20 protein-coding genes are annotated in these 20,275 nt (G+C 70.4%); 5 read left to right on the forward strand and 15 right to left on the reverse strand.

What is annotated here, in order from left to right; all coding sequences use genetic code 11:
- Window positions 1–3: 3 nt before the first annotated feature.
- The 7 genes from ABOD76_RS08960 to ABOD76_RS08990 all read right to left on the reverse strand — a co-directional run bounded on the left by ABOD76_RS08960 (window position 4) and on the right by ABOD76_RS08990 (window position 7,746).
- Window positions 4–2,931: a sensor domain-containing protein gene (locus ABOD76_RS08960; RefSeq protein ID WP_350244488.1), complete on the reverse strand. Its 2,928-nt coding sequence runs from the start codon at window positions 2,929–2,931 to the stop codon at window positions 4–6.
- 179 nt (window positions 2,932–3,110) lie between these two features.
- Window positions 3,111–3,797, reverse strand: a complete 687-nt coding sequence (locus ABOD76_RS08965; RefSeq protein WP_350244489.1) for a DUF305 domain-containing protein — start codon at window positions 3,795–3,797, stop codon at window positions 3,111–3,113.
- Window positions 3,798–3,836: 39 nt separating this feature from the next.
- Window positions 3,837–4,553 carry a bacillithiol biosynthesis deacetylase BshB1 gene (bshB1, locus tag ABOD76_RS08970; protein WP_350244490.1) on the reverse strand — a complete coding sequence of 239 codons (717 nt, stop codon included), beginning with the start codon at window positions 4,551–4,553 and terminating at the stop codon, window positions 3,837–3,839.
- A gap of 59 nt (window positions 4,554–4,612) precedes the next feature.
- Window positions 4,613–4,804: a 50S ribosomal protein L32 gene (gene rpmF, locus ABOD76_RS08975; RefSeq protein ID WP_350244491.1), complete on the reverse strand. Its 192-nt coding sequence runs from the start codon at window positions 4,802–4,804 to the stop codon at window positions 4,613–4,615.
- Window positions 4,805–4,989: 185 nt separating this feature from the next.
- On the reverse strand, window positions 4,990–6,069 hold the full coding sequence (recA, locus tag ABOD76_RS08980) for a recombinase RecA (protein ID WP_350244492.1): 1,080 nt from the start codon (window positions 6,067–6,069) through the stop codon (window positions 4,990–4,992).
- A complete protein-coding gene (gene thpR, locus ABOD76_RS08985; RefSeq protein ID WP_350244493.1) occupies window positions 6,062–6,715 on the reverse strand; it encodes an RNA 2',3'-cyclic phosphodiesterase in 654 nt (217 codons plus the stop codon). Before thpR ends, recA begins: the two co-directional genes overlap by 8 nt.
- 98 nt (window positions 6,716–6,813) lie before the next feature.
- On the reverse strand, window positions 6,814–7,746 hold the full coding sequence (locus ABOD76_RS08990; protein WP_350244494.1) for a CAP domain-containing protein: 933 nt from the start codon (window positions 7,744–7,746) through the stop codon (window positions 6,814–6,816).
- A 433-nt stretch (window positions 7,747–8,179) separates the two neighbouring features.
- On the opposite strand from ABOD76_RS08990, the gene ABOD76_RS08995 reads away from it, so the two are divergent.
- From ABOD76_RS08995 to ABOD76_RS09010, 4 genes are read left to right on the forward strand one after another with little or no spacing between them, the layout of a single operon-like run.
- Window positions 8,180–9,265 (forward strand): PP2C family protein-serine/threonine phosphatase, encoded by a 1,086-nt coding sequence (locus ABOD76_RS08995; protein WP_350244495.1) that lies wholly within the window; start codon window positions 8,180–8,182, stop codon window positions 9,263–9,265.
- The gene (locus ABOD76_RS09000; RefSeq protein ID WP_350244496.1) at window positions 9,262–9,639 is read left to right on the forward strand and encodes a RidA family protein; all 378 of its coding nucleotides are present in this window, start codon (window positions 9,262–9,264) and stop codon (window positions 9,637–9,639) included. The genes ABOD76_RS08995 and ABOD76_RS09000 overlap by 4 nt, the downstream gene beginning before the upstream one ends.
- Window positions 9,640–9,670: 31 nt before the next feature.
- Window positions 9,671–10,807, forward strand: coding sequence for an o-succinylbenzoate synthase (gene menC, locus ABOD76_RS09005; RefSeq protein WP_350244497.1), 1,137 nt, complete (start codon window positions 9,671–9,673; stop codon window positions 10,805–10,807).
- 45 nt (window positions 10,808–10,852) lie between these two features.
- Window positions 10,853–11,575, forward strand: coding sequence for an acyl-CoA acyltransferase (locus tag ABOD76_RS09010; protein WP_350245236.1), 723 nt, complete (start codon window positions 10,853–10,855; stop codon window positions 11,573–11,575).
- A gap of 57 nt (window positions 11,576–11,632) precedes the next feature.
- On the opposite strand, the gene ppk1 is transcribed toward ABOD76_RS09010, so the two are convergent.
- Both ppk1 and ABOD76_RS09020 read right to left on the reverse strand, forming a co-directional pair.
- Entirely contained in the window at window positions 11,633–13,699 is a 2,067-nt protein-coding gene (gene ppk1 / locus ABOD76_RS09015; protein ID WP_350244498.1) for a polyphosphate kinase 1, read from the reverse strand.
- Window positions 13,700–13,790: 91 nt separating this feature from the next.
- Complete coding sequence (locus ABOD76_RS09020; RefSeq protein ID WP_350244499.1) at window positions 13,791–14,747, reverse strand: helix-turn-helix transcriptional regulator; 957 nt, start codon at window positions 14,745–14,747, stop codon at window positions 13,791–13,793.
- Between the two features lie 73 nt (window positions 14,748–14,820).
- Here ABOD76_RS09020 and ABOD76_RS09025 point away from each other — a divergent pair, with 73 nt between their 5' ends.
- Window positions 14,821–15,306, forward strand: coding sequence for a DinB family protein (locus tag ABOD76_RS09025; protein ID WP_350244500.1), 486 nt, complete (start codon window positions 14,821–14,823; stop codon window positions 15,304–15,306).
- A gap of 51 nt (window positions 15,307–15,357) precedes the next feature.
- Here the strand turns inward: ABOD76_RS09025 and fabF are convergent, their stop codons facing one another.
- The 6 genes from fabF to ABOD76_RS09055 all read right to left on the reverse strand — a co-directional run bounded on the left by fabF (window position 15,358) and on the right by ABOD76_RS09055 (window position 20,223).
- Window positions 15,358–16,590, reverse strand: coding sequence for a beta-ketoacyl-ACP synthase II (fabF, locus tag ABOD76_RS09030; protein WP_350244501.1), 1,233 nt, complete (start codon window positions 16,588–16,590; stop codon window positions 15,358–15,360).
- A 114-nt stretch (window positions 16,591–16,704) separates the two neighbouring features.
- Window positions 16,705–16,935, reverse strand: a complete 231-nt coding sequence (acpP, locus tag ABOD76_RS09035) for an acyl carrier protein (RefSeq protein ID WP_350244502.1) — start codon at window positions 16,933–16,935, stop codon at window positions 16,705–16,707.
- Window positions 16,936–17,025: 90 nt separating this feature from the next.
- Window positions 17,026–17,778 (reverse strand): 3-oxoacyl-[acyl-carrier-protein] reductase, encoded by a 753-nt coding sequence (fabG, locus tag ABOD76_RS09040; RefSeq protein WP_350244503.1) that lies wholly within the window; start codon window positions 17,776–17,778, stop codon window positions 17,026–17,028.
- The gene (locus tag ABOD76_RS09045; RefSeq protein WP_350244504.1) at window positions 17,775–18,296 is read right to left on the reverse strand and encodes a DinB family protein; all 522 of its coding nucleotides are present in this window, start codon (window positions 18,294–18,296) and stop codon (window positions 17,775–17,777) included. Before ABOD76_RS09045 ends, fabG begins: the two co-directional genes overlap by 4 nt.
- Window positions 18,293–19,201: an ACP S-malonyltransferase gene (fabD, locus tag ABOD76_RS09050; protein WP_350244505.1), complete on the reverse strand. Its 909-nt coding sequence runs from the start codon at window positions 19,199–19,201 to the stop codon at window positions 18,293–18,295. Before fabD ends, ABOD76_RS09045 begins: the two co-directional genes overlap by 4 nt.
- Window positions 19,198–20,223, reverse strand: a complete 1,026-nt coding sequence (locus ABOD76_RS09055) for a beta-ketoacyl-ACP synthase III (RefSeq protein WP_350244506.1) — start codon at window positions 20,221–20,223, stop codon at window positions 19,198–19,200. Before ABOD76_RS09055 ends, fabD begins: the two co-directional genes overlap by 4 nt.
- Window positions 20,224–20,275 lie beyond the last annotated feature (52 nt).

The following is a 20,275-nucleotide window of genomic DNA, read 5'->3' on the forward strand; positions in this document are numbered from 1 at the left end:
CGCTCAGAAGTCGAGCCCAGAGGGGCCGGGCGGGGTTTCCTGGCCCCACGGCAGGCCGCTCAGCCAGCTCCAGCGGCCCCAGTGGATCAGCCAGCGCTGCGCCTCGGCGGCCGGCAGCGGGCGGCTGAACAGGTAGCCCTGCATCGTCTCGCAGCCGAGCTGCGCCAGCAGGTTCAGGTGGCCCTGGGTTTCCACGCCCTCGGCCACCACTTCAATGCCCAGGTCGCGGGCCAGCCCCACCACACTGCGCACGATGGCCGCGTCCGGGTTCACCTGACCCGGCAGCGAGGCGGTCAGGTCACGGGTGAACGAGCGGTCGATCTTGATGGTGTCGATGTCCAGCAGCTTCAGCCGGCCCAGGTTGCTGTAGCCCACCCCGTAGTCATCCAGTGCCACCCGCACCCCCATGGCCTTGACCTGCCGCAGGGTGCGTTCGGCGCGGGCACTGTTCAGCATCAGCGCCGACTCGGTGAGTTCCAGTTCCAGCCGCTGTGGGGGCAGGGCGCTGTGGGCCAGCGCCGCCTTCAGCTCCCGGATGAACTCCGGATGCTCGAACTGCCGCCCCGAGATGTTGACGCTCACCACCGTGCCGTCCGGCCACCCCAGGGCGGTGCGGGTGGCCTCCTGCAGCACCCAGCTGCCGATGTGCCGGATCAGGCCCGACATCTCGGCCACCGGAATGAACTGGTCCGGTCCGATGGTGCCGTACTGCGGATGCGCCCAGCGCAGCAAGGCCTCGAAACCGCGCAGCGCGCCGCCGCGTCCCACCAGCGGCTGGTACGCCAAATGCAGCTGGCCCTGCTCCAGCGCCCGTTCCAGCGCCGTGCGGATGGTGGAGGGGCTGAGCGTCCAGTGCCCGCCATTCAGCGAATACAGCCGCGACGTCACCCCCTCCTGCCGGGCCGTGTACAGCGCGGTGTCGGCCTGCGCCAGCAGGCCTTCCCCGTCCAGCGCCAGGTCCGGGTAGAGGCTCCAGCCGATGTTGCCCCGCAGCGTGATCTCCTGACCGTGCACCGTCAGCGGCGCATGGATGGCCGCACTCAGCTGGCTGCTCAGGGCGCCCAGTTCCTGCTCGTGGTCCAGCTGCGGAATCAGCACCGCAAATTCATCGCCGCCCACCCGCGCCAGCAGCGGCTCGGGGCGTCCGTCGCGGCCGCGCCCCTGCAGCGCCGCCTGGAGCCGCGCCGTCACCGCCTGCAGCAGCTGGTCGCCGGTCGCCTGACCGTAGGCGTCGTTGATGGCCCGGAAGCTGTCCAGGTCAATCAGGGCTAGGCCCACCCGCGTCTCCGGCAGCTCGCCGCCCTCCGGCACCGCACGCAGCTGCCGGTCCAGGCTGAGCATGAAGGTGTAGCGGTTGGGCAGGCCGGTCAGCGGATCGTGGTAGGCCACCTGCGCCAGCTGGGCCAGCGCCTGCCGCCCGGCCACGATCAGGCCCGCCAGATCGGCCAGCTGCTGCACCACGTCGCGGGCGCGGGCGCCCACCGGCCGGCGTTCCCCGTACACCGCCAGCTGGCCCAGTTCCTGACCGTCCCGGCCCCGGATCGGCACGGCCCAGCAGGTGGGCAGCCCGTGGGCCCGAGCCAGCGCCAGTGCTGGCCCCTCGTGCAGGCAGGGGTCGGCCGGCAGCTCCACCAGCTGCTCGCTCAGCTGCGCTACAAACGCGGCCGGCAGCTGCGGCGCGCACGCCACCTGCCAGCGGCCCGCCTGCCGCAGCAGCACCGCGGCGCGCTGGCCCGGCAGCTGCCCCTCCACCGTCTGCACCAGTTCGGTCAGCACCTGCTCCAGCCCCGCGCCACCGGCACTCAGCTGCAGGGTGCGGGCCCGGCCCGCCTCCAGCCGGCGGATGCGCTCTGTCAGCGTCACGTCGCGCAGCGTCACCGACAGATACGACAGCTCGCCCGGCGGCAGCGCGTCCCCGGTCAACAGCAGGTCGCCCCACAGCGGGCTCGGCGGGCGGTGGCTGCCGGGCAGCACGCTCAGCTCCAGGCAGCGCTCGGCGGCGGTGCCCGGGGCCAGCTGGAGGGTCAGGCTCACCCGCTGCCCGGCCCGCACGTCGGCCGACAGCTGCTCCACCTGCTCGGGGGTCAGCACGCTCCGCACCAGCTCCCCCAGCGGACGCCCCTCCAGCGGCAGCCACGGCCGCAGCAGGCGGCGGGCCGCCCGGTTGGTCAGCTGAATCCGGCCGCTCAACAGCTGCGGCTGCATGTCCGCCACCAGGGTGGCGTCGGGACTGTCCTGCACCACGGCGCTCAGCAGCTGGGCCTGCAGCTGCCCGCGCAGTTCCGGCGTCAGGTCCAGGCCGGTGCCGATCACCAGCAGCACCCGGCCGTCCGGCCCGTAGACCGGCAGAAAGCTGCAGCGCAGCACCAGCACCGGCAATTCCGGCCCGCTGTACTGCTCCAGCCACACCACCGCGCGCCGCTCCTGCACCGCCTGCTGCAGCAGGGCAGTGTGCCGGGCCCGCCGACGCGCCGCCGCGCTCTGGCCCGGTCCGGGCGGCGCGTCGGGCCGCAGTTCCAGGCCGTCCAGCCCGGCATGGTGCTGGGCCGCCGCGTTGGCGTACACCAGCTGCAGGGTGGGCCGGAACGACACGACCACCAGTGCGGTGGACCGCGGAGGCCGGTCGCCACGGCCCGCCGGCTCCAGGTGATACAGCACCGCATCCAGGCTGGGCAGCGCCGCCACGCTCAGGTCAAAGTCCTGCAGCTGGCCGTCCGGCGTCCGCAGCGTCACCGTCCGGCGCCGTTCATGGCCGTCGGCCGGCGCCTGCAGCAGGGCCGGGTCCGGATCCGTCAGGCTCTCTGTCAGCGAACGCCCCCCCAGCAGCAGACCCAGCACCGACGACAGGTAGATGGGCCGGCCGTCACGGCCGACGATGAGCAGGAGCGGTGTGGCCTCGGTCTGAAGTGGTGGTTCGTGGGAATAGGGCATGGATGCTGGTGCAAGCTCCTCTGGTGACGCGGCACGAGAACACAGAGATCATGGAGCAGATGGAGCGCCCGCTCAGCTGGCACCCGGCCGTGTCTGACTCAACGCGGCCGGGCCACCGCTGCTCTCTCAGTATCGCCTGTGGGCATTGACTGATTTATCACAGCCGCCCGGCCTGAACGTCAGGGCTGCTGGGGCGCGTCGGCCGGGGGCATGCTGTGGCCGCCCATGTCCATACTGCCCATTCCGTCCATGGCTGGGGCCGGAGCCGGCAGGGGGCCGCCCCTGGCCGACAGCAGCTCCTGCATCAGCGAGATTTCCCCGCGCTGGGTGGCGATGATCTGCCGCGCCAGGGTACGCACTTCCGACCGTCCGTTTCCGTTCGCGACGGCTCCGGCCATCTGCAGCGCGCCCTGATGGTGCCGGATCATCAGGCCCAGGAACTGCCGCTCCGCCTGCGCCAGCGGCAGCGTGCTGATCTGCTGGACCTGCGCGGGGGTGGCCATGCCCATGGCCGCCGCGTGTTCGGCAGTCATACCGCTGCCGCCCCACGGCAATCCCCACAGGCTGAGCCAGCCGCGCATCTGCCCTACCTGATCCTGCTGCGACAGCATGATGTCCAGCGCCAGCGCGCGCAACTCGCGGTTCTGGGTGCGGTCGCGCAGGCGGGTGGCCATGTCGATCGCCTGTAGGTGGTGCTGGGTCATCTGGCGCACGAACACCACGTCCTGGCTGCCCTCGGCGGGCCATTGCCGCAGCATGCCCGGCAGCAGCGCGGCCAGGGCGAGCAGCAACACGATGGCCGCCACGGCCACGGGCCAGCGGCGACGGGAGTCGGGGGTGCGGATCCGGCGGGGAGCAGCCTGCATGGCTTCAGTGTAGAGGGGACGCGTGAGGAGCGCTGCGTCTCACCACTGTTCCGGAGCCACCACCAGCGGCTCTTCCACCTCGAAGCCCTCGCAGTAGCGGCGGCGGCCCAGCGTACCCCAGTACATCAGCCGGGCCTTGCGCCGCTCAATGATCTCGGGCGTGACGGTCTCGGAGATGGCCGCGCCGGAGAACTGGCTGACGTGCGCCAGGATCGCCTGCTCCCACTCGGGCATCACCGCTTCCACGTCCACCAGCAGGTTCGGAGCAATGTCGGCGTTGCCCTGGTACAGCAGCACCCGCGACACCCGGTGCGGTTCGCCCGGCACGTCGGCCTTCTTCAGCGCCGACAGATGCACCGCCCGCTTGGCGAGGTGATACGCCCCGAAATGGTCCGGGTGACGGTCCTTGTGGTGCGGCACCACCAGCGTGGCCGGGCGCACCGTCCGCAGCGCCGCCGCCAGGGTGCGGGCGTCCTGCGGGGTGTCGCGCAGCTCGCCGTCCGGCAGGCCCAGCTGACCGCGCCAGCTGAGCTGCAGCAGCCGGGCCGCCTCGCGGCACTCCTGCACGCGCGTCTCGGGATCGCCCTGGGTGCCGCCCTCGCCGCGCGTCAGTTCCAGAATGCCGGTGGCGCGGCCCGCGTGGGCCAGCCGCAGCAGCGTGCCGCCGGCCCCGATCTCGGCGTCGTCCGGGTGGGGGGCCAGCACCAACCAGTGCAGCGGCTGGACGTGGCCGTAGATGGTCTCAAGCATGGGCATCTCCAAAAGAGAAGCGCCGAAGGCTGTTCACCTTCGGCGCTTCCGGGCAGGGAACCACTTCAGGCGCTGGCGACCTGAAGGACCTGACGACCGTCGTAGTATCCGCAGCTGTCACAGATGTGGTGCTGCAGCTTCTTGGCGTGGCAATGGGGGCACTCGACCAGATTGGGGGCCACCAGGGCGTGGTGGCTGCGGCGCATGTCGCGCTTGCTCTTGCTGGTCTTCTTCTTGGGGACGGGGTGTTTGGCCATGTTCGTTCACTCCTCAGGTGGGTCCGCGCCGGGTCTGCGGGCAGGAGAAACCGGGACGGTCACGACCTGCTGGCGCCGGGGCGGCCTTCGCTCACTCACGCCTTGGCGGATGAGGCAACAGCCGGGAGTATAGCATAGCCGGGCGGGAGGCAGGTGCCTCTCCGCCCGGCACGGGGGTGCTCCGTTCAGGCGTCGGCGCCCATCTCGGCCGGGGCCATCTCCTTGACCAGTTCCGGCTTGGCACCCGACTTGATGGTGGCCAGTACCCGGTCGCGGATCTCGCGCTCCATCGCCGGACGCTCGGCGATGTACTGGATGGCCTTCTCCTTGCCCTGGCCGATGCGCTCGTCGCCGTAGCTGTAGAAGCTGCCGGCCTTCTTGACGATGTCCATGTCGGCGGCCAGCGTCACCAGGTCCGAGAGCTGGTCGAAGCCCTTGCCGAACAGCAGCGTCAGCTCCACTTCCTTGAAGGGCGGCGCCACCTTGTTCTTGACGGTCTTGATCTTGACGGTGGTGCCGACCGAGTCGTTGCCGGTCTTGACCGGCTGCCCGATGCGGCGCACGTCCAGACGCACGCTGGCGTAGAACTTCAGCGCCCGGCCACCGGTGGTGGTCTCGGGGTTGCCGTACATCACGCCGATCTTCTCGCGCACCTGGTTGATGAAGATGGCGGCGGTGTTGGTCTTGGACAGCACGCCGGTCAGCTTGCGCAGCGCCTGCGACATCAGGCGGGCCTGCAGGCCCGGCAGGCTGTCGCCCATCTCGCCCTCGATCTCGGCGCGGGGGGTCAGGGCCGCCACGCTGTCCACCACCACGATGTCCACGGCGCCCGAACGCACCAGCAGCTCCATGATCTCTAGCGCCTGCTCGCCGTTGTCCGGCTGCGACACCAGCAGTTCGTCAGTGTTGACGCCCAGGGCGCGGGCGTACACCGGGTCCAGCGCGTGCTCGGCGTCAATGAAAGCGGCCGTGCCGCCGTCGCGCTGCGCCTGCGCGATGATGCTCAGCGCCAGGGTGGTCTTGCCGCCCGACTCGGGGCCGTAGATCTCGGTGACGCGGCCCTTGGGAATGCCGCCCACGCCGAGCGCGAGGTCCAGCGAGAGGCTGCCGGTGCTGATGGTCTGCACGTCCAGCCGGCTGTCGGCGCCCAGGCGCATGATGGCGCCCTTGCCGAACTGCTTCTCGATCTGGCTCATGGCCGTGTCGATGGCCTTGGAGCGCTCCTTGTCTACGGTCTTGTCGATCTTGTCGATGGTCTTATCCATGAGATGCCTCCGGGGCAGCGGGTGGGGCGGATTCGGGGGGCAGCGGGGCGGCGGTGCCGCGCAGCTGATACCGGCTGACGGTGTCGTAGATGGGCCCTGTCTTGCGCAGGGTGCTGTGAATCAGGGTGAGTTGGCCGGCGGCCCAGCTCACGTCGAAGCTGAGCGGCGGCACACGCGGCGCCGGCCCCTTCTTGCGGGCCAGCGTGATGTGCGGGCGGAACGGTTCTTCAAGGGTGATCCCCTGACCGGTCAGTGCGGTCTGCAGGCGGGCGCCCAGCTCACTGAGCCCCTCGCCCTCCACCTTCACGAACCAGACCCTGGGATTGCCGGTGTTGGGATGGTAACCGGTGCCGCGCAGACGCAACTGCAGCGGCGGCGACAGGTCAGCGACCTCCCGGCCCAGCTCCCGGAGACGGTCCACCTGCGACAGCGGAATGCCCGGCAGGTAGGCCAGCGTCAGGTGCAGCTGCTCCGGCGCCACCCGGCGCCAGTTGCCGCGCAGCTGCGTCTGGGCCTGCGCCAGCTGGGTCGCCACCTCCTGCGGCAGCCGCAGGGCATAGAACAGCCGAAGCCGCTGTTCGCCTGCCGGCCGCGCCTGGCCCGCCGACGTGGAGCGCCGGGACCGCTCCGATTTTGGTGCGGTCATGCCCGGTGCCACGTTTCTGCTATCAGCGTAACCATCGCCCAGAAGTATAACCTAAAACGTACCAGCCTGCCACCCCTGCCGGGCAAGACTCGCTTCATTCAGGGACGGCCGAAGGTCTGGGTCCAGTACTGCCCATACACGCTGCCCTGCAGGGCGGCGTAGGCCACGCCGATCTCGGTGTAGTCGCCCATGATGTTGTGGCAGTGGCCGGGGCTGCGCAGCCAGGCGTCCACCACCTGCTGCGGGGTGGTCTGTCCGGCCGCGATGTTCTCCGCCTCGGCCCGGCCCCGGTAGCCGGTGGCGTCGATGCGCTGAAACGGATCGCTGCCGTCCACTGCGCTGACGTGCGCAAAGTAGCGGCCCAGCGCCATGCCCACCGACTGCGCCCGCGCCGCCTCCGACAGCCGGTCGTTGAGGGCCAGCGCGCTCAGGGCCGGACCGCCGGGAGCCTGCCGGGTGCAGTCCCAGCCCTGGGCGCGCGCCCGGTTGGTCAGCCGCACCACCTCTTGGTCAAACGCGAGGTTGCCCGGCACCGGCCCACTCTGAAAACGGACCGTCCGCAGCAGCGGGCCGTCACTGCCTTTAATCAGCAGCGAGGCGGTGTGGAGGCCGGGCGTCAGCGTCTGCCGCCGCCCCGTCACTGGGCGGCCATCCAGGGTGTACTGCGGCGTGTAGGGCAGATAGACCCGGCTGGATCCGGCGCTCAGGGCCAGCGAATCGCTGCCCTGCAGCACGGTCAGGACTGCCTGTTCCGGCCCGCCCGACTCCACCGTCACCTGCGCCCGGGCCTGCGAGACCCGGCCGTCCGGCAGGCGCAGCTGCACGGTGAGCTCATACTGCCCTGGCCGGTAGTAGGTGTGGGTGATTCGGCTGCCGCTGCCCTGCTGACCGTCTCCGAACTCCCAGCTCACAGCGCTTCCGGCCGGCACGTCCGCCGACAGCTGAACGTCCAGCGGAGCGCGGTGGTCGGCCGCGCTCAAAAGCTGGATCTGTGGCCCTACCGCCCCGCCCAGGCTGAGGCCAAACAACACCAGAACACTCCACCACCATCGCATCCCCAGAATCTTAAGGTTTGCTCAACATCATTTATGTATAAATTTCGACATTTCGATCTGGACAACAACGCGGCTCGTTGACGGCCTAGACGACAAATTTAGCCGATATCCAACAATGAAGGACTTGTCTAGACCAGTCATTGCGTTGTCCCACCCTGTTATGAAAACATTCATGTATACGGTTTAATGTTCTGCCATTTTCCCATCATCTTCTTGCTTCGACCGTATGACGCTGGACCCGTGATCCTGAGCCGCTTCCACAGATCCGGCGGCTGAAACTTCACGGCGGCGCTCAGCGGTGGCGGTCTACACTGCTGGAGACCAGGGAAAGCACAGGGAATCCATGCAGACGGAGAAGGAGGTGGGGATGGCGGTCGGCAGCATACAGACGCTCTATACTAAAGACCGTATGCGGTCCAGCGCGATACCGCTTCTCGCTTCCGGGCTGCTCACCGATACGGGTCTCCAACGCAGCATCAATCAGGACGCGGGCGTGATGCTGGAACTGCCGCGCGGCGGCCTGTACGCCGTGGCCGACGGCATGGGTGGCCACGTGGCAGGTGAACTGGCGGCCAATCTGGCGCTGGATACGCTGTCGCAGACCTTCCTCAACAGCCGGGGCGCGGTGCCGGAGCGGCTGGCCGAGGCGGTGCAGGCCGCCAACCTGGCGGTGCTGCGGCACGCGGTGGGCGAGTACCTGGGCATGGGCACCACCATGATCGCGCTGGTGGTGGACCGGGGCGCGGCGCTGCTGGCTCACGTGGGCGACTCGCGCGCCTACCTGCTGCGCGACGGCCAGCTGCACCGGCTCACCGAGGACCACTCCTGGGTGGCCGAGCAGGTGCGGCTGGGCCACCTCACCGAGGCCGAGGCGCGCACCCACCAGTGGCGCAGCGTGGTGAGCAATGCGCTGGGCGGCGAGGAGCGGGTGCGGCTGGAGCTGTACGGCTTCGCGCTGCGGCGCGGCGATCGGGTGCTGCTGTGCAGCGACGGCCTGAGCGGCGTCATCGAGGAGCGCGAGCTGTACGAGCTGCTGGCCCGCGGCCTGACGCCGGAAGAGACCACCCGGCAGCTGATCGACGCGGCCAATGCGGCGGGCGGCCCCGACAACATCACCGCCATCGTGCTGGACACCATGCGCAGCAGCCGGCTGCCGCACTACCCGCTGCCGGTACACGGTCACGACGGCCCGATGTACGCCGACGTGCTGCTGGACCTGCGGCGCGGCAACAGCCCGCTCACGTACCTGGCGCTGGTGCTGCTGTACTTCGTGCTGATGGGGCTGCTGCTGTACCCGGAGCGGCGGGTCATCACCGTGACCGTGGGGCTGGGCCTGCTGCTGGCGATCATCCTGGGGGTGTGGGGCTACCGGCGGATGCAGCGGCCCGGTCGCCTTCCAGACCTGCCGTGCTACAGTCCGGCGGGCCAGGCCACCGGCGACCCGGCCAGCTGGCCCCGCCCGGCCCAGACCACCCGCAGTACGGGAGAACGATGAAAGAAGCGATTCAGACGGCAGACGCCCCGGCCGCCATCGGCCCCTACAGCCAGGCGGTGCGCTCCGGCAGCCTGCTGATCACCAGCGGCCAGATTCCGCTGCAGCCGGACGGTACCCTGCTGGACGGCGACATCGAGGCGCAGACGCGGCAGGTGCTGGACAACCTGCGCGCGGTGCTGGCCGCTGCCGGCAGCGACCTGACCCGGGTCATCAAGACCACCGTGTTCCTGCAGGACATGCAGGAGTTTGCCCGCATGAACGCGGTCTACGGCGAGTACTTCAGCGAGCCGTATCCGGCCCGCAGCACCGTGCAGGTGGCCCGCCTCCCGCGCGACGTGCGGGTGGAGATCGAAGCGATCGCCGACCTCGGCTGAGTCGCCCTCCCGGCCGGGTATGCTGGCCCACATGACTGTCCTCTCCCCCACCGGCCTGCTCATTGAGCGGGCCGAACTGTTTATGGTCCGGCTGCCGCTGCGGTTCCGCTTCGAGACCAGCTTCGGGGTGCAGACCGAGAAGCAGGTGCCGCTGCTGCTGCTGCATGGCGGCGGCCACACCGGCCTGGCGGAAGGGGTGATGGAGCCGCTGCCGCAGTTCCGGGAGGAAACGCTGGCGGGTGGGCTGCACCTGCTGCGCGAGGCGCTGCTGCCGCGGGTGCTGGGGCAGACCTACGCCAACCCCGAAGCGTTGAACGCTGCGCTGGAAGGGTTCCGCGGCAACCGGATGGCCCGGGCCATGCTGGAGATGGCCGCCTGGGACCTGTGGGCGCGGCAGCTCGAAGTGCCGCTGTGGCAGCTGCTGGGCGGCGTCCGCACGCGCGTGGCGGTGGGGGCCAGCCTGGGCATCCAGGCGAGTGAGGCCGAGACGGTGGAGGCGGTGGCGCGGCATGTGGAGCAGGGCTACCGGCGCATCAAGCTCAAGATCCGGCCCGGCTGGGACGTGCAGCCGGTGCGGGCGGTGCGCGAGAGCTTCCCCGACATCAACCTGACGGTGGACGCCAACAGCGCCTACACCCTGGCCGACACCCGCACGCTGCAGCGGCTGGACGGGTACGGCCTGGACTACATCGAGCAGCCGCTGGCCTTCGACGACCTGCTGGACCACGCCGCGCTGCAGGGCCGCCTGCAGACGCCCCTGTGCCTGGACGAGAGCATCACCAGCGCCGCCGAGACCCGGAAGGCCCTGCAGCTGGATGCAGGCCGGGTGGTGAACATCAAGGTGGGTCGGGTGGGTGGCCACGGCGAGGCCCGGCGGGTGCATGACCAGTGTATGGCCTGGGGGGTGCCGGTGTGGTGCGGCGGGATGCTGGAGAGCGGGGTGGGCCGCGCCCACAACATCCACCTCTCGACGCTGCCGAACTTCAGCAAGCCGGGCGACACCGCCTCGGCCAGCCGCTACTGGACCCAGGACGTGGTGCAGGAGCCGCTGGAGATGGTGGACGGTCACCAGTCGGTGCCGATGGGCCCCGGCATCGGGGTGACGCTGGACCAGGACTTCGTGCAGCGGATGGCGGAGGTGCACTGGGCCGTGGAGAGCGGAGAGTAACGGGTGGCCGCATTCGAGATCCGGAACGTGCGAGCGGCCACCGCGATGCGCGCCCTGGAGGACGTGCAGGTGGCCGCCTGGGGCTACAGTGACCGCGAGGTGCTGCCTGCCAGCATGTTCCGCATCAGCGCGGCCACCGGAGGCGTGGTGCTGGCCGCCTACCCGGTCGGCGCCGACGTGCCGTTCGGCCTGGCCTACGGCTTTCCGGCCCTGCGGGACGGTCAGCTGTGGCATCACTCGCACCTGCTGGCGGTGGCACCCGCGTGGCGCGGCAGCGGGGCGGCGGTGGCCCTCAAGCTGGCGCAGCGGGACCAGGCGCTCCAGCAGGGCCTGACGCGCATGACCTGGACCTTCGATCCGCTGATCGCCCGCAACGCCCGGCTGAACCTGGGCAAGCTGGGCGCGCGGGCGGTGAGCTACCACCCGGCCTGGTATGACTTTCCCGGCCCTGTCCCGGCCGACCGGCTGATGATCGAATGGGACCTGACAAGGCCGCCGGAGGAACGGCCCGACACCCGGCCGGAGGGCGTGCTGGTGCTGGAGCGCGCCGGAGACGGCCCCAGCCCGGTGCAGTGGCCCGCTCCAGGGGCCTGCCTGCTGGCCGAGGTTCCGACCCGGCCGGAACAGCTGCCCCCGGCGCTGCAGCTCGCCTGGCGGCTGGCGCTGCGGGCGGCCCTGGGCGGTCCGCTGGAGGCCGGGTACGCCGTCACCGGACTGGCCCGGCAGGACGACCGCGCGTGGTACGTGCTGGAACGTCGCCACGATTAGGCGGGCCAGGGGGCCGGGACCAGACGAGGGCTGGCCTCCCGGTGCGCCCGCTCGCCTCTACTCGGCCACGGTACCGTGCGCCTGCATAAAGCTGCTCTGCGCGCTGTGGTCACCCGGCAGTTTGCGGTACACCCCGTCCGGTCCCAGCTCCCAGCTGCCCAGCTGATCGGCCCATTCGGCGTCCAGCAGCGAGAGCAGCGCCTGCTGGTACTGCTGGTGGCACACCGGGGCCAGCACCTCCACCCGGCGGTCCAGGTTGCGGCTCATCCAGTCGGCGCTGCCGATGTACACCTGCGGCCCTTCCCCCGCCCCGTGCGCGAAGGCGTACACCCGGGCGTGCTCCAGGTAGCGGCCCAGCAGGCTGCGGACCCGGATGTTCTCCGAGAGGCCCGGCACGCCCGGCCGCAGGCAGCACACCCCCCGGATCATCAGCTCGATGCGTACACCCGCCTGGGACGCGCGGTACAGCGCCTCGATCATGCCGGGGTCGGTGAGCTGATTGATCTTGATGCGCGCCCAGGCGGGCTTGCCGCGGCGCGCCATGGCCGACTCGCGCTCCAGCAGCCGCTCCAGCCCGGTGCGGGCGGTGTCGGGTGCCACCAGCAGGGTGTGGTAGGTGGCCTCGGCATAGCCGGTCAGGTGATTGAACAGCTCCGAGATGTCCTCACCGATGTCCTTGTCGGCGGTCAGCAGCGAGAGATCGGTGTAGAGCCGGGCGGTCTTGGGGTTGTAATTGCCGGTGCCGACATGCACGTAGCGCCGCAGCGTCTGGCCCTCGCGGCGCACCACCAGCGTCACCTTGGCGTGGGTCTTGAGGCCGCTCACCCCGTACACCACGTGCGCCCCGGCGCGCTCCAGCTGCCGCGCCCAGCTGATGTTGCGCTGCTCGTCGAAGCGGGCCTTCAGCTCGATCAGCGCCACCACCTGCTTGCCGTTCTCGGCGGCGGTGCGCAGGGCGGTGAGCAGGCGCGGGTCGTCGCCGGTGCGGTACAGCGTCTGCTTGATGGCCAGCACGTCCGGGTCCTGCGAGGCCGCCTCCACGAAGGCCAGCACCGCCGCGAAGCTGTCGTAGGGGTGGTGCAGCAGCACGTCGCCCGCGGATAGGGTGCTGAAGATGCTGTCGTCCTCGTCGCCGTCCAGGTCCGGGACGTGCGGCGTGTAGGCCGGGTAGCTCAGGTCCGCGCGGCGCACCGGAAAGCTCATCAGGTCGGCGGTGCCGAGCGGCCCTTCCAGTTCGAACACGTCCTCGGCGTCCAGCCGCAGCCGCTCGCGCAGGAACATCATCAGCGTCCGGGGCATGTCGCCCGTTACCTCCAGCCGCACCGCCGAGCCGAAGCGCCGCCGCCGCAGCCCATCCTCGATGGTGGCCAGCAGGTCCTCGGCCTCGTCCTCGTCCCACTCGTAGTCGGTGTTGCGGGTGACCCGGAACACGTAGGAGGCCAGCACCTCGCGGCCCCGGAACAGGTCCGGCAGGTGCGCGGCGATCACGTCCTCCAGCAGCAGGTGCGAGCCTGCCACCTCCACGAAGCGCGGCAGCACCCCCACCGGCACCTTGACCCGCGCGAACTCCGGGTCGTCGCCGTCGTCGCGCAGCAGCACCGCCAGGTTCAGGCTCAGGTTGCTGATGTACGGAAACGGGTGGCTGGGGTCCACCACCAGCGGCGTCAGCACCGGCTGGATCTGGGTCAGGTAATGCTCGCGCAGCGCGGCCCGGGCGCGCTTGCCCAGCTCCGAGACGCGCAGCAGCCGCACGCCCTCCTCGCGCAGGTCCCGCAGCACCACCCGGGCCGAGCGCTCGATCTCGCGCAGCATCCGGTGGGTCCGCTCGCGCACCAGCGAGAGGCTCTCACGCGGGAGCAGGCCGTCCGGCGATTTGATGCTCACGCCCGCCGCGATCTGGCGGTGAATGCCCGCAACGCGTACCATAAAGAACTCGTCGAGGTTGCTGCCGCAGATGGCCGCGTACTTCAGCCGCTCCAGCAGCGGGTTGCGCACGTCGCGCGATTCAGCCAGGACCCGCTCGTTAAAGGCCAGCCACGACAGCTCACGGTTCAGGAAGGGGCTGTCGGTGGCGCCGGTGGTGTGGGTGACGGGCGGGGCATCTGCAGAACGTTTCACGGTCATGACCTTCTGTCAAAGCTAGAGGAAGGGCTTCAGGGCGGTGTCAGCGGGCCGGCGGGCCGCACCTGCTGGCCATGCTAAGCCACCGGACGGGTCAGGGGGGCGTCATGGCCGCTCGGGCGGCCCGCTCCGCCATCCGCTGCAGCGTCTCGCGCAGGGCGTCCGGCGCCTCCACCCGCACCTCACAGCCGAGCCCCAGCAGCATCCCCGCGAACTGGTCCAGCGTCTCGCGGCTGCAGCGCAGCCGGGTCCCGCCGTCCTGGGCCTGCAGGTCGGCCCGCCCCGGCGCCAGCCGGCGCTCCGCCTCCGGCAGCGGCAGGTCCACCCACACGCTGATGCGGTGGGTGGACTGGGCATACGGCAGGCTGCGGCGCAGGTACGCCCCAGCATCAAAATCCGGGGGGCGCAAGAAGGCCTGCGCCGACACACTCACTTCCTGCAGCCGGTCCAGCCGGAACGAACGCAGTGCCGAGCGCACCCGGCAGCGTCCCACCACATACCAGCGGCCCTCCAGATGCACCAGCCCGTACGGCTCCACCTCCCGGCGGGTCTGCTCGCCGCCGTGGGCGCGGTACCGGAACGTCACCACGCGCTGCTGGGACGCCGCCGACGCGATCAGCACCAGCGCCCGGGGGTCGGCCGGCACGGTCCACGGCACCGGCACTAGCTGCACCGCCGCCTCGGTCTGGTCCAGCCGCTCGCTGACGGCGCGCGGCAGCACCCGCTTCAGCTTGGCCTCGGCGCTGGCGGCGGCGGGCGTCACCGCGCCCAGCCCCAGGTGCTGCAGCGCACCCAGCCCCAGGGACACCGCCAGCGCCTCGTCGTCGGTCAGCATCAGCGGGGGCAGCCGGTAGCCGGGCTTCAGCCGGTAGGACCCGCCCACCCCCCGGCGCGACTCCACCGGAATGCCCAGGTCCTGCAGCCGCGCCACATACCGCTGCACCGAGCGCAGGCTGACCTCCAGGGTCCGGCTCAGCTCCGGACCGCTCACCTGCTCGCGCGCCTGCAGCACTTCCAGCACCGTGAGCACCCGCATGGAGGGGTCGTACATGCCTGTTATTGTGCCTCAGATTGACGACAGGTCCTGACGGGAATGCCGCCTACCATGCAGGTGGAGGTCAACCATGAACGAGACAGCCATCCAGGACCGCGCCGTGCTGACGACCGCAGACCTGCTGACCCACTGGCAGGGCCACCGCCGCCTGACCCGCCGGGTGATCGAGCGCTTCCCGGAGGAGCAGCTGTTCACCTACAGCCTGGGCGGGATGCGGCCCTTCGGGGCGCTGGCGTGGGAGCTGTACGGCGTGTCGCTCTACACGCTGCAGGGCATGGTCAGGGGCGAGTGGCCCGAACCGCAGTTCCCGCAGGCGCTCCCTCAGGACCGTGCAGCCGTGCTGGCCGCCTGGGACGACCTGACCGGTCAGCTGGACGAGCAGCTGCCGAAGGTGCCGGTGGAGCGGTATCACCAGCCGCAGGCGATGTTCTGGGCCACGCTGCCGGGCCACGCGGCGGTCACGTACGCCATCGACAACGAGATCCATCACCGGGGGCAGGGCTACGTGTACCTGCGGTCGCTGGGGCTGGAGCCGCCGCCCTTCTGGGAACGGTAAGCAGACGAAGGGGCACACCGCGTTGGTGTGCCCCCCTCTCTCGTTCCGCCCTTACTGGTAGCGCTTCAGCACCAGCACGGCGTTCTGGCCGCCGAAGGCGAAGCTGTTGCTCATGGCGTACTCCACCTGCTGCTCGCGGGCCTCGTTGGGGATGTAGTCGAGGGTCAGCTCCGGGTCCGGGTCGATGTAGTTGATGGTGGGCGGCAGGATACCGTCGCGCAGCGCCTGCGCCACCGCAATCGCCTCGATGGCGCCCGCCGCGCCCAGCAGGTGGCCGGTCATGCTCTTGGTGCTGCTGACCGCCAGCTGCCGGGCGTGATCTCCGTACACTGCCTGGATCGCCTGCGTCTCCGCGAGGTCGTTGGCCGGGGTGCTGGTGCCGTGGGCATTCACATAGCCCACCTGCTCGGGGTTGATGCCGGCGGTCTTGAGCGCCATGCGCATCGCCACCTGGGCGCCGCGGCCCTCCGGGGCGGGAGCAGTGATGTGGTGCGCGTCCGCGCTGGTGCCGTAGCCCACCACCTCCGCGTGAATCCGCGCGCCGCGCTTCAGGGCGTGCTCCAGCTCCTCCAGGATCAGCACGCCTGCGCCCTCGCCCAGCACGAAGCCGTCGCGCGAGGCGCAGAACGGCCGGCTGGCGGTGGCCGGGTCGTCGTTGCGGGTGCTGAGCGCTTTCATGTTGCCGAACGACCCGATGGCCATCGGGGTGATGGCCGCCTCGGTGCCGCCGGTCACCATGATGTCCGCCAGGCCCAGCTGGATGATGCGCATCGCGTCGCCCACCGCGCCGGAGCCGGTGGCGCAGGCGGTGACCACCGTGCTGCTGGGGCCGTTCAGGTGGTAGCGCATCGCCACGTGTCCGGAGGCCATGTTGCTGATGATCATGGGAATGAACATCGGGCTGACCCGGTTGGCGCCGCGCGTGTGCGCGATGCGGGTCTGCTCCTCCCAGGTCTCCATGCCGCCCACGCCGGTGCCGATCAGTGAGCCGCTCTGCTCGCCGGCCAGCTGCTCTTCCGTCAGGCCGCTGTCCTGCACCGCCAGTTCCGCCGCGATCATGGCCAGCTGCACGAAGCGGTCCATCCGCTTGGCTTCGCGCGGATCCAGGTACGTGCTGAGGTCCACCTTCACCTCGCCGGCCATCCGCGCCGAGTAGGCGGCGGGGTCAAAGCGCGTGATGGTCGCGATGCCGTTGCTGCCCTGGCGCTGCGCCTGGGCGTAATCCTGCTCCCCGATGCCGATGGGCGTCACGGGCCCCATTCCGGTAATCACCACACGCCGCATGTGTTCCTCCTGGCTGTGTTCAACACGGGGGGCGGGCACGGCTGTTTCCGCGCCCGCCCCACCGGTCCACGCAGGCGGGTAGGGCGGCGCTGGGCCGTCCACCCGCCCGGCGCCTTACTGCTTGCTGCCGATGTAGTCCACCGCCGCCTGCACGGTGCGGATGCTCTCGGCGTCCTCGTCGCTGATGCTGATGCCGAACTTGTCTTCCAGACCCATGATCAGTTCCACGGTCTCGAGGCTGTCGGCGCCCAGATCCTCCACGAAGCGCGCCTCGGGCGTCACCTTGCCGGCGTCCACGCCCAGCTTCTCGACGATCACTTCTTTGACCTGTTCAAATGTATCCATGGTGGTGTCCTCCAGTGCTGACAGTCCGGGACAGTCTACACGGATGAGAGTTGAGGGGGCCAGAGGTTAGAGCGGGTCCAACAGCGGGCCTCAGTGCGGGTACAGTCCGCCGTCCACGCCGATCACCTGACCGGTGATGTAGCCGGCCGCGTCGGAGGCCAGGAAGGCCACCAGCGCCGCCACGTCCTCCGGAGCGCCCAGCCGGCCCAGCGGAATGCTGTCCAGGTAGCCCTGCCGCACCTGCGGGGACAGCTGATCGGTCATGTCGCTGCTGATGAAGCCGGGCGCCACCGCATTCACGGTGATGCCGCGCGAGCCGTACTCCTTGGCCAGCGCCTTGCTCAGCCCGATCAGGCCCGCCTTGCTGGCCACATAGTTGGCCTGCCCGGGGTTGCCCATCAGGCCCACCACCGAGGCGATGTTGATGATGCGGCCGGCGCGGGCCCGCATCATGTGCTTGATGGCCGCGCGGCAGGCGATGAAGGCGCTCGACAGGTTGGTGGCGATCACCGCGTCCCAGTCCTCGTCCTTGATACGGATGGCGAGGTTGTCGCGGGTGAGCCCGGCATTGTTGACCAGCACGTCCAGCCGGCCCAGGCGAGCGATCACGTCGTCCACCAGCCGGCCCGCGTTGGCAGGGGTGCTGAGGTCGGCACCGAACACCTCGGCGCGCACCCCCAGGGCGCTGATCTCGGCGGCCACCCGTTCGGCCTCCGTCTGGTTGCGGCCGTAGTGCACCGCCACGTCAAAGCCGTCGTGGGCCAGCCGCAGCGCCATGGCGCGGCCCAGCCCCCGGCTGCTGCCGGTGACCAGGGCCACCCGGCGCGGGGAAGAATCGGTCATGCGGTCTCCAGTCGGGCACGGATGCCCTGCAGATGATGCTGGTTGTGGTAGACGGTAAAGAACAACATTTCCCGGACGCTCAGTGGGCCCAGCACCGGATGCGGCAGGGCAAAGCGGTCCAGGTCCGGCCCGGCCCAGCCGGTGAGGCCGTGGGTCAGCTGCTCAATGGAGCTGGCGTACCGGTCCAGCAGCTCCTGCTGGGTGCCCTGCGGGTCCGGCAGGAAGCGCCCGGAGGCCTTGGCCCCGCCGCCCAGAGCCGCCCGGTATAGCGTCTGAACCTCAGTGAAGCTGCGCGGAGCGCCGGTCCAGGGCAACAGCCGGTCTTTCGGCAGCGTCAGGGCAGACGCCACCGGCTGGTTCGAGCGGACCAGATGGTCCAGATGGTGCGCCACGGACCAGCGCTCCCCCGAGCCCCGGAAAAACTGCTCCGAAGGCAACGTGCCGGCCAGCGCCCGCAGCTCATCCCGGATGGCCGCCAGCGCCTGCCCGGTCTGCTCCTGAGTGACTGGCGCGTTCATGACAGGGCGCGCTGGATCTCGTCGGGCGTGTGGATGTTGACGGTGCGGGCGTCCGGCAGGATGCGCTTCACCAGCCCGGTGAGCACCGTGCCCTGCCCGAACTCGATGAAGGTATCCACGCCCAGCGCCGCGAGCCGCTGCACCGTCTCCACCCAGCGGACGCTCCCGGTGATCTGCCGCTCCAGCAGGTCCGGCACCAGCGTCACGTCGGTCACCGGCTCGGCCGTCACGTTGGCGATCACCGGGAATTGCAGCTGACCGAGCGGCACGGCACCCAGGGCCGGCGCCAGACCACTGCGGGCCGGCTCCATCAGCGAGCAGTGAAACGGGGCCGAGACCTTCAGTGGAATCACCTTCAGGCCGCGCGCCTTCAGGGCCGCCGACGCCGCCTCCACCGCCGCCTTCTCGCCGCTGATGACCGTCTGGGTGGGCGCGTTGTAGTTGGCTGGCTGCACCACCCCGGCGGTCTGGGCGCACACCTCGGCCACCACGGCCGGGTCGCCCATCACCGCGCTCATGGCGCCGTCGCCGGGCGGCACCGCCCCCTGCATCAGCTCGCCGCGCAGCCGGGTCAGCCGCAGCGCGTCCTCCAGCGTCAGGGCGCCGGCAGCCACCAGGGCGCTGTACTCGCCCAGGCTGTGGCCGGCCGCGTAGGCGACCGGGCCGCCTCCCGCCTGCTGCCAGGCCCGAAACACCGCCACGCTGGCCGCCACCAGGGCCGGCTGCTGATTGGCGGTCAGGGTCAGCGTCTCCACTGGGCCGTCCCGCATCAGGCTCAGCAGGCCCGGCACCACGCCCTCCGTCTGCTCCATCACCCGCTGCGCCACCGGGAAGGCCGCCGCCACCGCCTGTCCCATCCCGATGGCCTGCGACCCCTGCCCGGGAAACAGCGCCGCCACCGTCACGACGTCACCGCCTGCGCCTCGCGCTGCTGGGCCACCTGACCGGCGCCGCCGTACCACTTCATGGCGCTGGCCGCCCAGCTCAGCCCGCCCCCGAACGCCACCAGCAGCAGCTGATCGCCGTCCTGAATGCGGCCGTCGTCCAGCGCCTCGCGCAGCGCGATCGGCACGCTGGCGGTGCTGGTATTGCCGTAGCGCTCCAGGTTCACCACCGTGCGCTCTTTGGGAATCCCGAAGCGCTCGCAGGCACTCTCGATGATGCGGATGTTGGCCTGATGCGGCACCATCCAGGCCACGTCGCTGCCGCGCACGCCGGCCTTGTCGAGCGCCTGCTGGCCGCTGTCCACGAGCACCCGCACGGCGAAGCGGAACACCTCGCGCCCGTTCATGCCGAGCATCGGGTTGCCGCTGCCGACCGGGACGCCGGGAATGTGGTCGGCGATCGCGAACTTGTAGAGGCTGGGACCGCCCGCGCTGTCGGCGCCCAGCACGAAGCTCTGAAAGCCGTAGCCGTCCGGCACCGACTCCACGACGGCCGCGCCCCCGCCGTCCCCGAACAGGATGCAGGTGCTGCGGTCGGTCCAGTCGAGCAGCTTGCTGAGCGTCTCGGCGCCCACCACCAGCACCTTGCGGGCGGTGCCGCCCATGATCAGGCCCTGCGCCACCGAGAGCGCATAGACAAAGCCGCTGCAGGCGGTGCTGAGGTCCAGGGCGCCCGCGCCGGCCAGCCCCACCTGACCGGCGATCAGCGCGGCGGTGGACGGAAAGTAGGCGTCGGGGCTGCTGGTGGCGCACACCACCATATCCACGCCCGAGAGCGCGTCCGGGCTGCGGCGCACCAGGTCCTGGACCGCGCGCACGCCCATGTCCGAGGCATACTCGTCCGGCTGCGCCAGGTGACGTTCGCGGATGCCGGTGCGCGACACGATCCACTCGTCGCTGGTCTCGAACATCGCTTCCAGGTCGTGGTTGGTCAGAACACGCTCGGGAACGTAGGTGCCGAGCGCCGTGATGCCGATGGGCATAGGTGTACCTCCAGGCCCGATGCTAGCATTCTCTGACCGGATGGTCAAAGAA

The sequence above is a fragment of the Deinococcus sonorensis KR-87 genome (assembly GCF_040256395.1).
Classification (GTDB): Bacteria; Deinococcota; Deinococci; order Deinococcales; family Deinococcaceae; genus Deinococcus; species Deinococcus sonorensis.

What these genes read in the sequence shown, in the direction of transcription:
- ABOD76_RS08960 (WP_350244488.1), bottom strand. Translation starts at nt 2,931, where the DNA reads ATGCCCTATTCCCACGAACCACCACTTCAGACCGAGGCCACACCGCTC.
- ABOD76_RS08965 (WP_350244489.1), bottom strand. Translation starts at nt 3,797, where the DNA reads ATGCAGGCTGCTCCCCGCCGGATCCGCACCCCCGACTCCCGTCGCCGC.
- bshB1 (WP_350244490.1), bottom strand. Translation starts at nt 4,553, where the DNA reads ATGCCCATGCTTGAGACCATCTACGGCCACGTCCAGCCGCTGCACTGG.
- rpmF (WP_350244491.1), bottom strand. Translation starts at nt 4,804, where the DNA reads ATGGCCAAACACCCCGTCCCCAAGAAGAAGACCAGCAAGAGCAAGCGC.
- recA (WP_350244492.1), bottom strand. Translation starts at nt 6,069, where the DNA reads ATGGATAAGACCATCGACAAGATCGACAAGACCGTAGACAAGGAGCGC.
- thpR (WP_350244493.1), bottom strand. Translation starts at nt 6,715, where the DNA reads ATGACCGCACCAAAATCGGAGCGGTCCCGGCGCTCCACGTCGGCGGGC.
- ABOD76_RS08995 (WP_350244495.1), top strand. Translation starts at nt 8,180, where the DNA reads ATGCGGTCCAGCGCGATACCGCTTCTCGCTTCCGGGCTGCTCACCGAT.
- ABOD76_RS09000 (WP_350244496.1), top strand. Translation starts at nt 9,262, where the DNA reads ATGAAAGAAGCGATTCAGACGGCAGACGCCCCGGCCGCCATCGGCCCC.
- menC (WP_350244497.1), top strand. Translation starts at nt 9,671, where the DNA reads ATGACTGTCCTCTCCCCCACCGGCCTGCTCATTGAGCGGGCCGAACTG.
- ABOD76_RS09010 (WP_350245236.1), top strand. Translation starts at nt 10,853, where the DNA reads ATGCGCGCCCTGGAGGACGTGCAGGTGGCCGCCTGGGGCTACAGTGAC.
- ppk1 (WP_350244498.1), bottom strand. Translation starts at nt 13,699, where the DNA reads ATGACCGTGAAACGTTCTGCAGATGCCCCGCCCGTCACCCACACCACC.
- ABOD76_RS09020 (WP_350244499.1), bottom strand. Translation starts at nt 14,747, where the DNA reads ATGTACGACCCCTCCATGCGGGTGCTCACGGTGCTGGAAGTGCTGCAG.
- ABOD76_RS09025 (WP_350244500.1), top strand. Translation starts at nt 14,821, where the DNA reads ATGAACGAGACAGCCATCCAGGACCGCGCCGTGCTGACGACCGCAGAC.
- fabF (WP_350244501.1), bottom strand. Translation starts at nt 16,590, where the DNA reads ATGCGGCGTGTGGTGATTACCGGAATGGGGCCCGTGACGCCCATCGGC.
- acpP (WP_350244502.1), bottom strand. Translation starts at nt 16,935, where the DNA reads ATGGATACATTTGAACAGGTCAAAGAAGTGATCGTCGAGAAGCTGGGC.
- fabG (WP_350244503.1), bottom strand. Translation starts at nt 17,778, where the DNA reads ATGACCGATTCTTCCCCGCGCCGGGTGGCCCTGGTCACCGGCAGCAGC.
- ABOD76_RS09045 (WP_350244504.1), bottom strand. Translation starts at nt 18,296, where the DNA reads ATGAACGCGCCAGTCACTCAGGAGCAGACCGGGCAGGCGCTGGCGGCC.
- ABOD76_RS09055 (WP_350244506.1), bottom strand. Translation starts at nt 20,223, where the DNA reads ATGCCCATCGGCATCACGGCGCTCGGCACCTACGTTCCCGAGCGTGTT.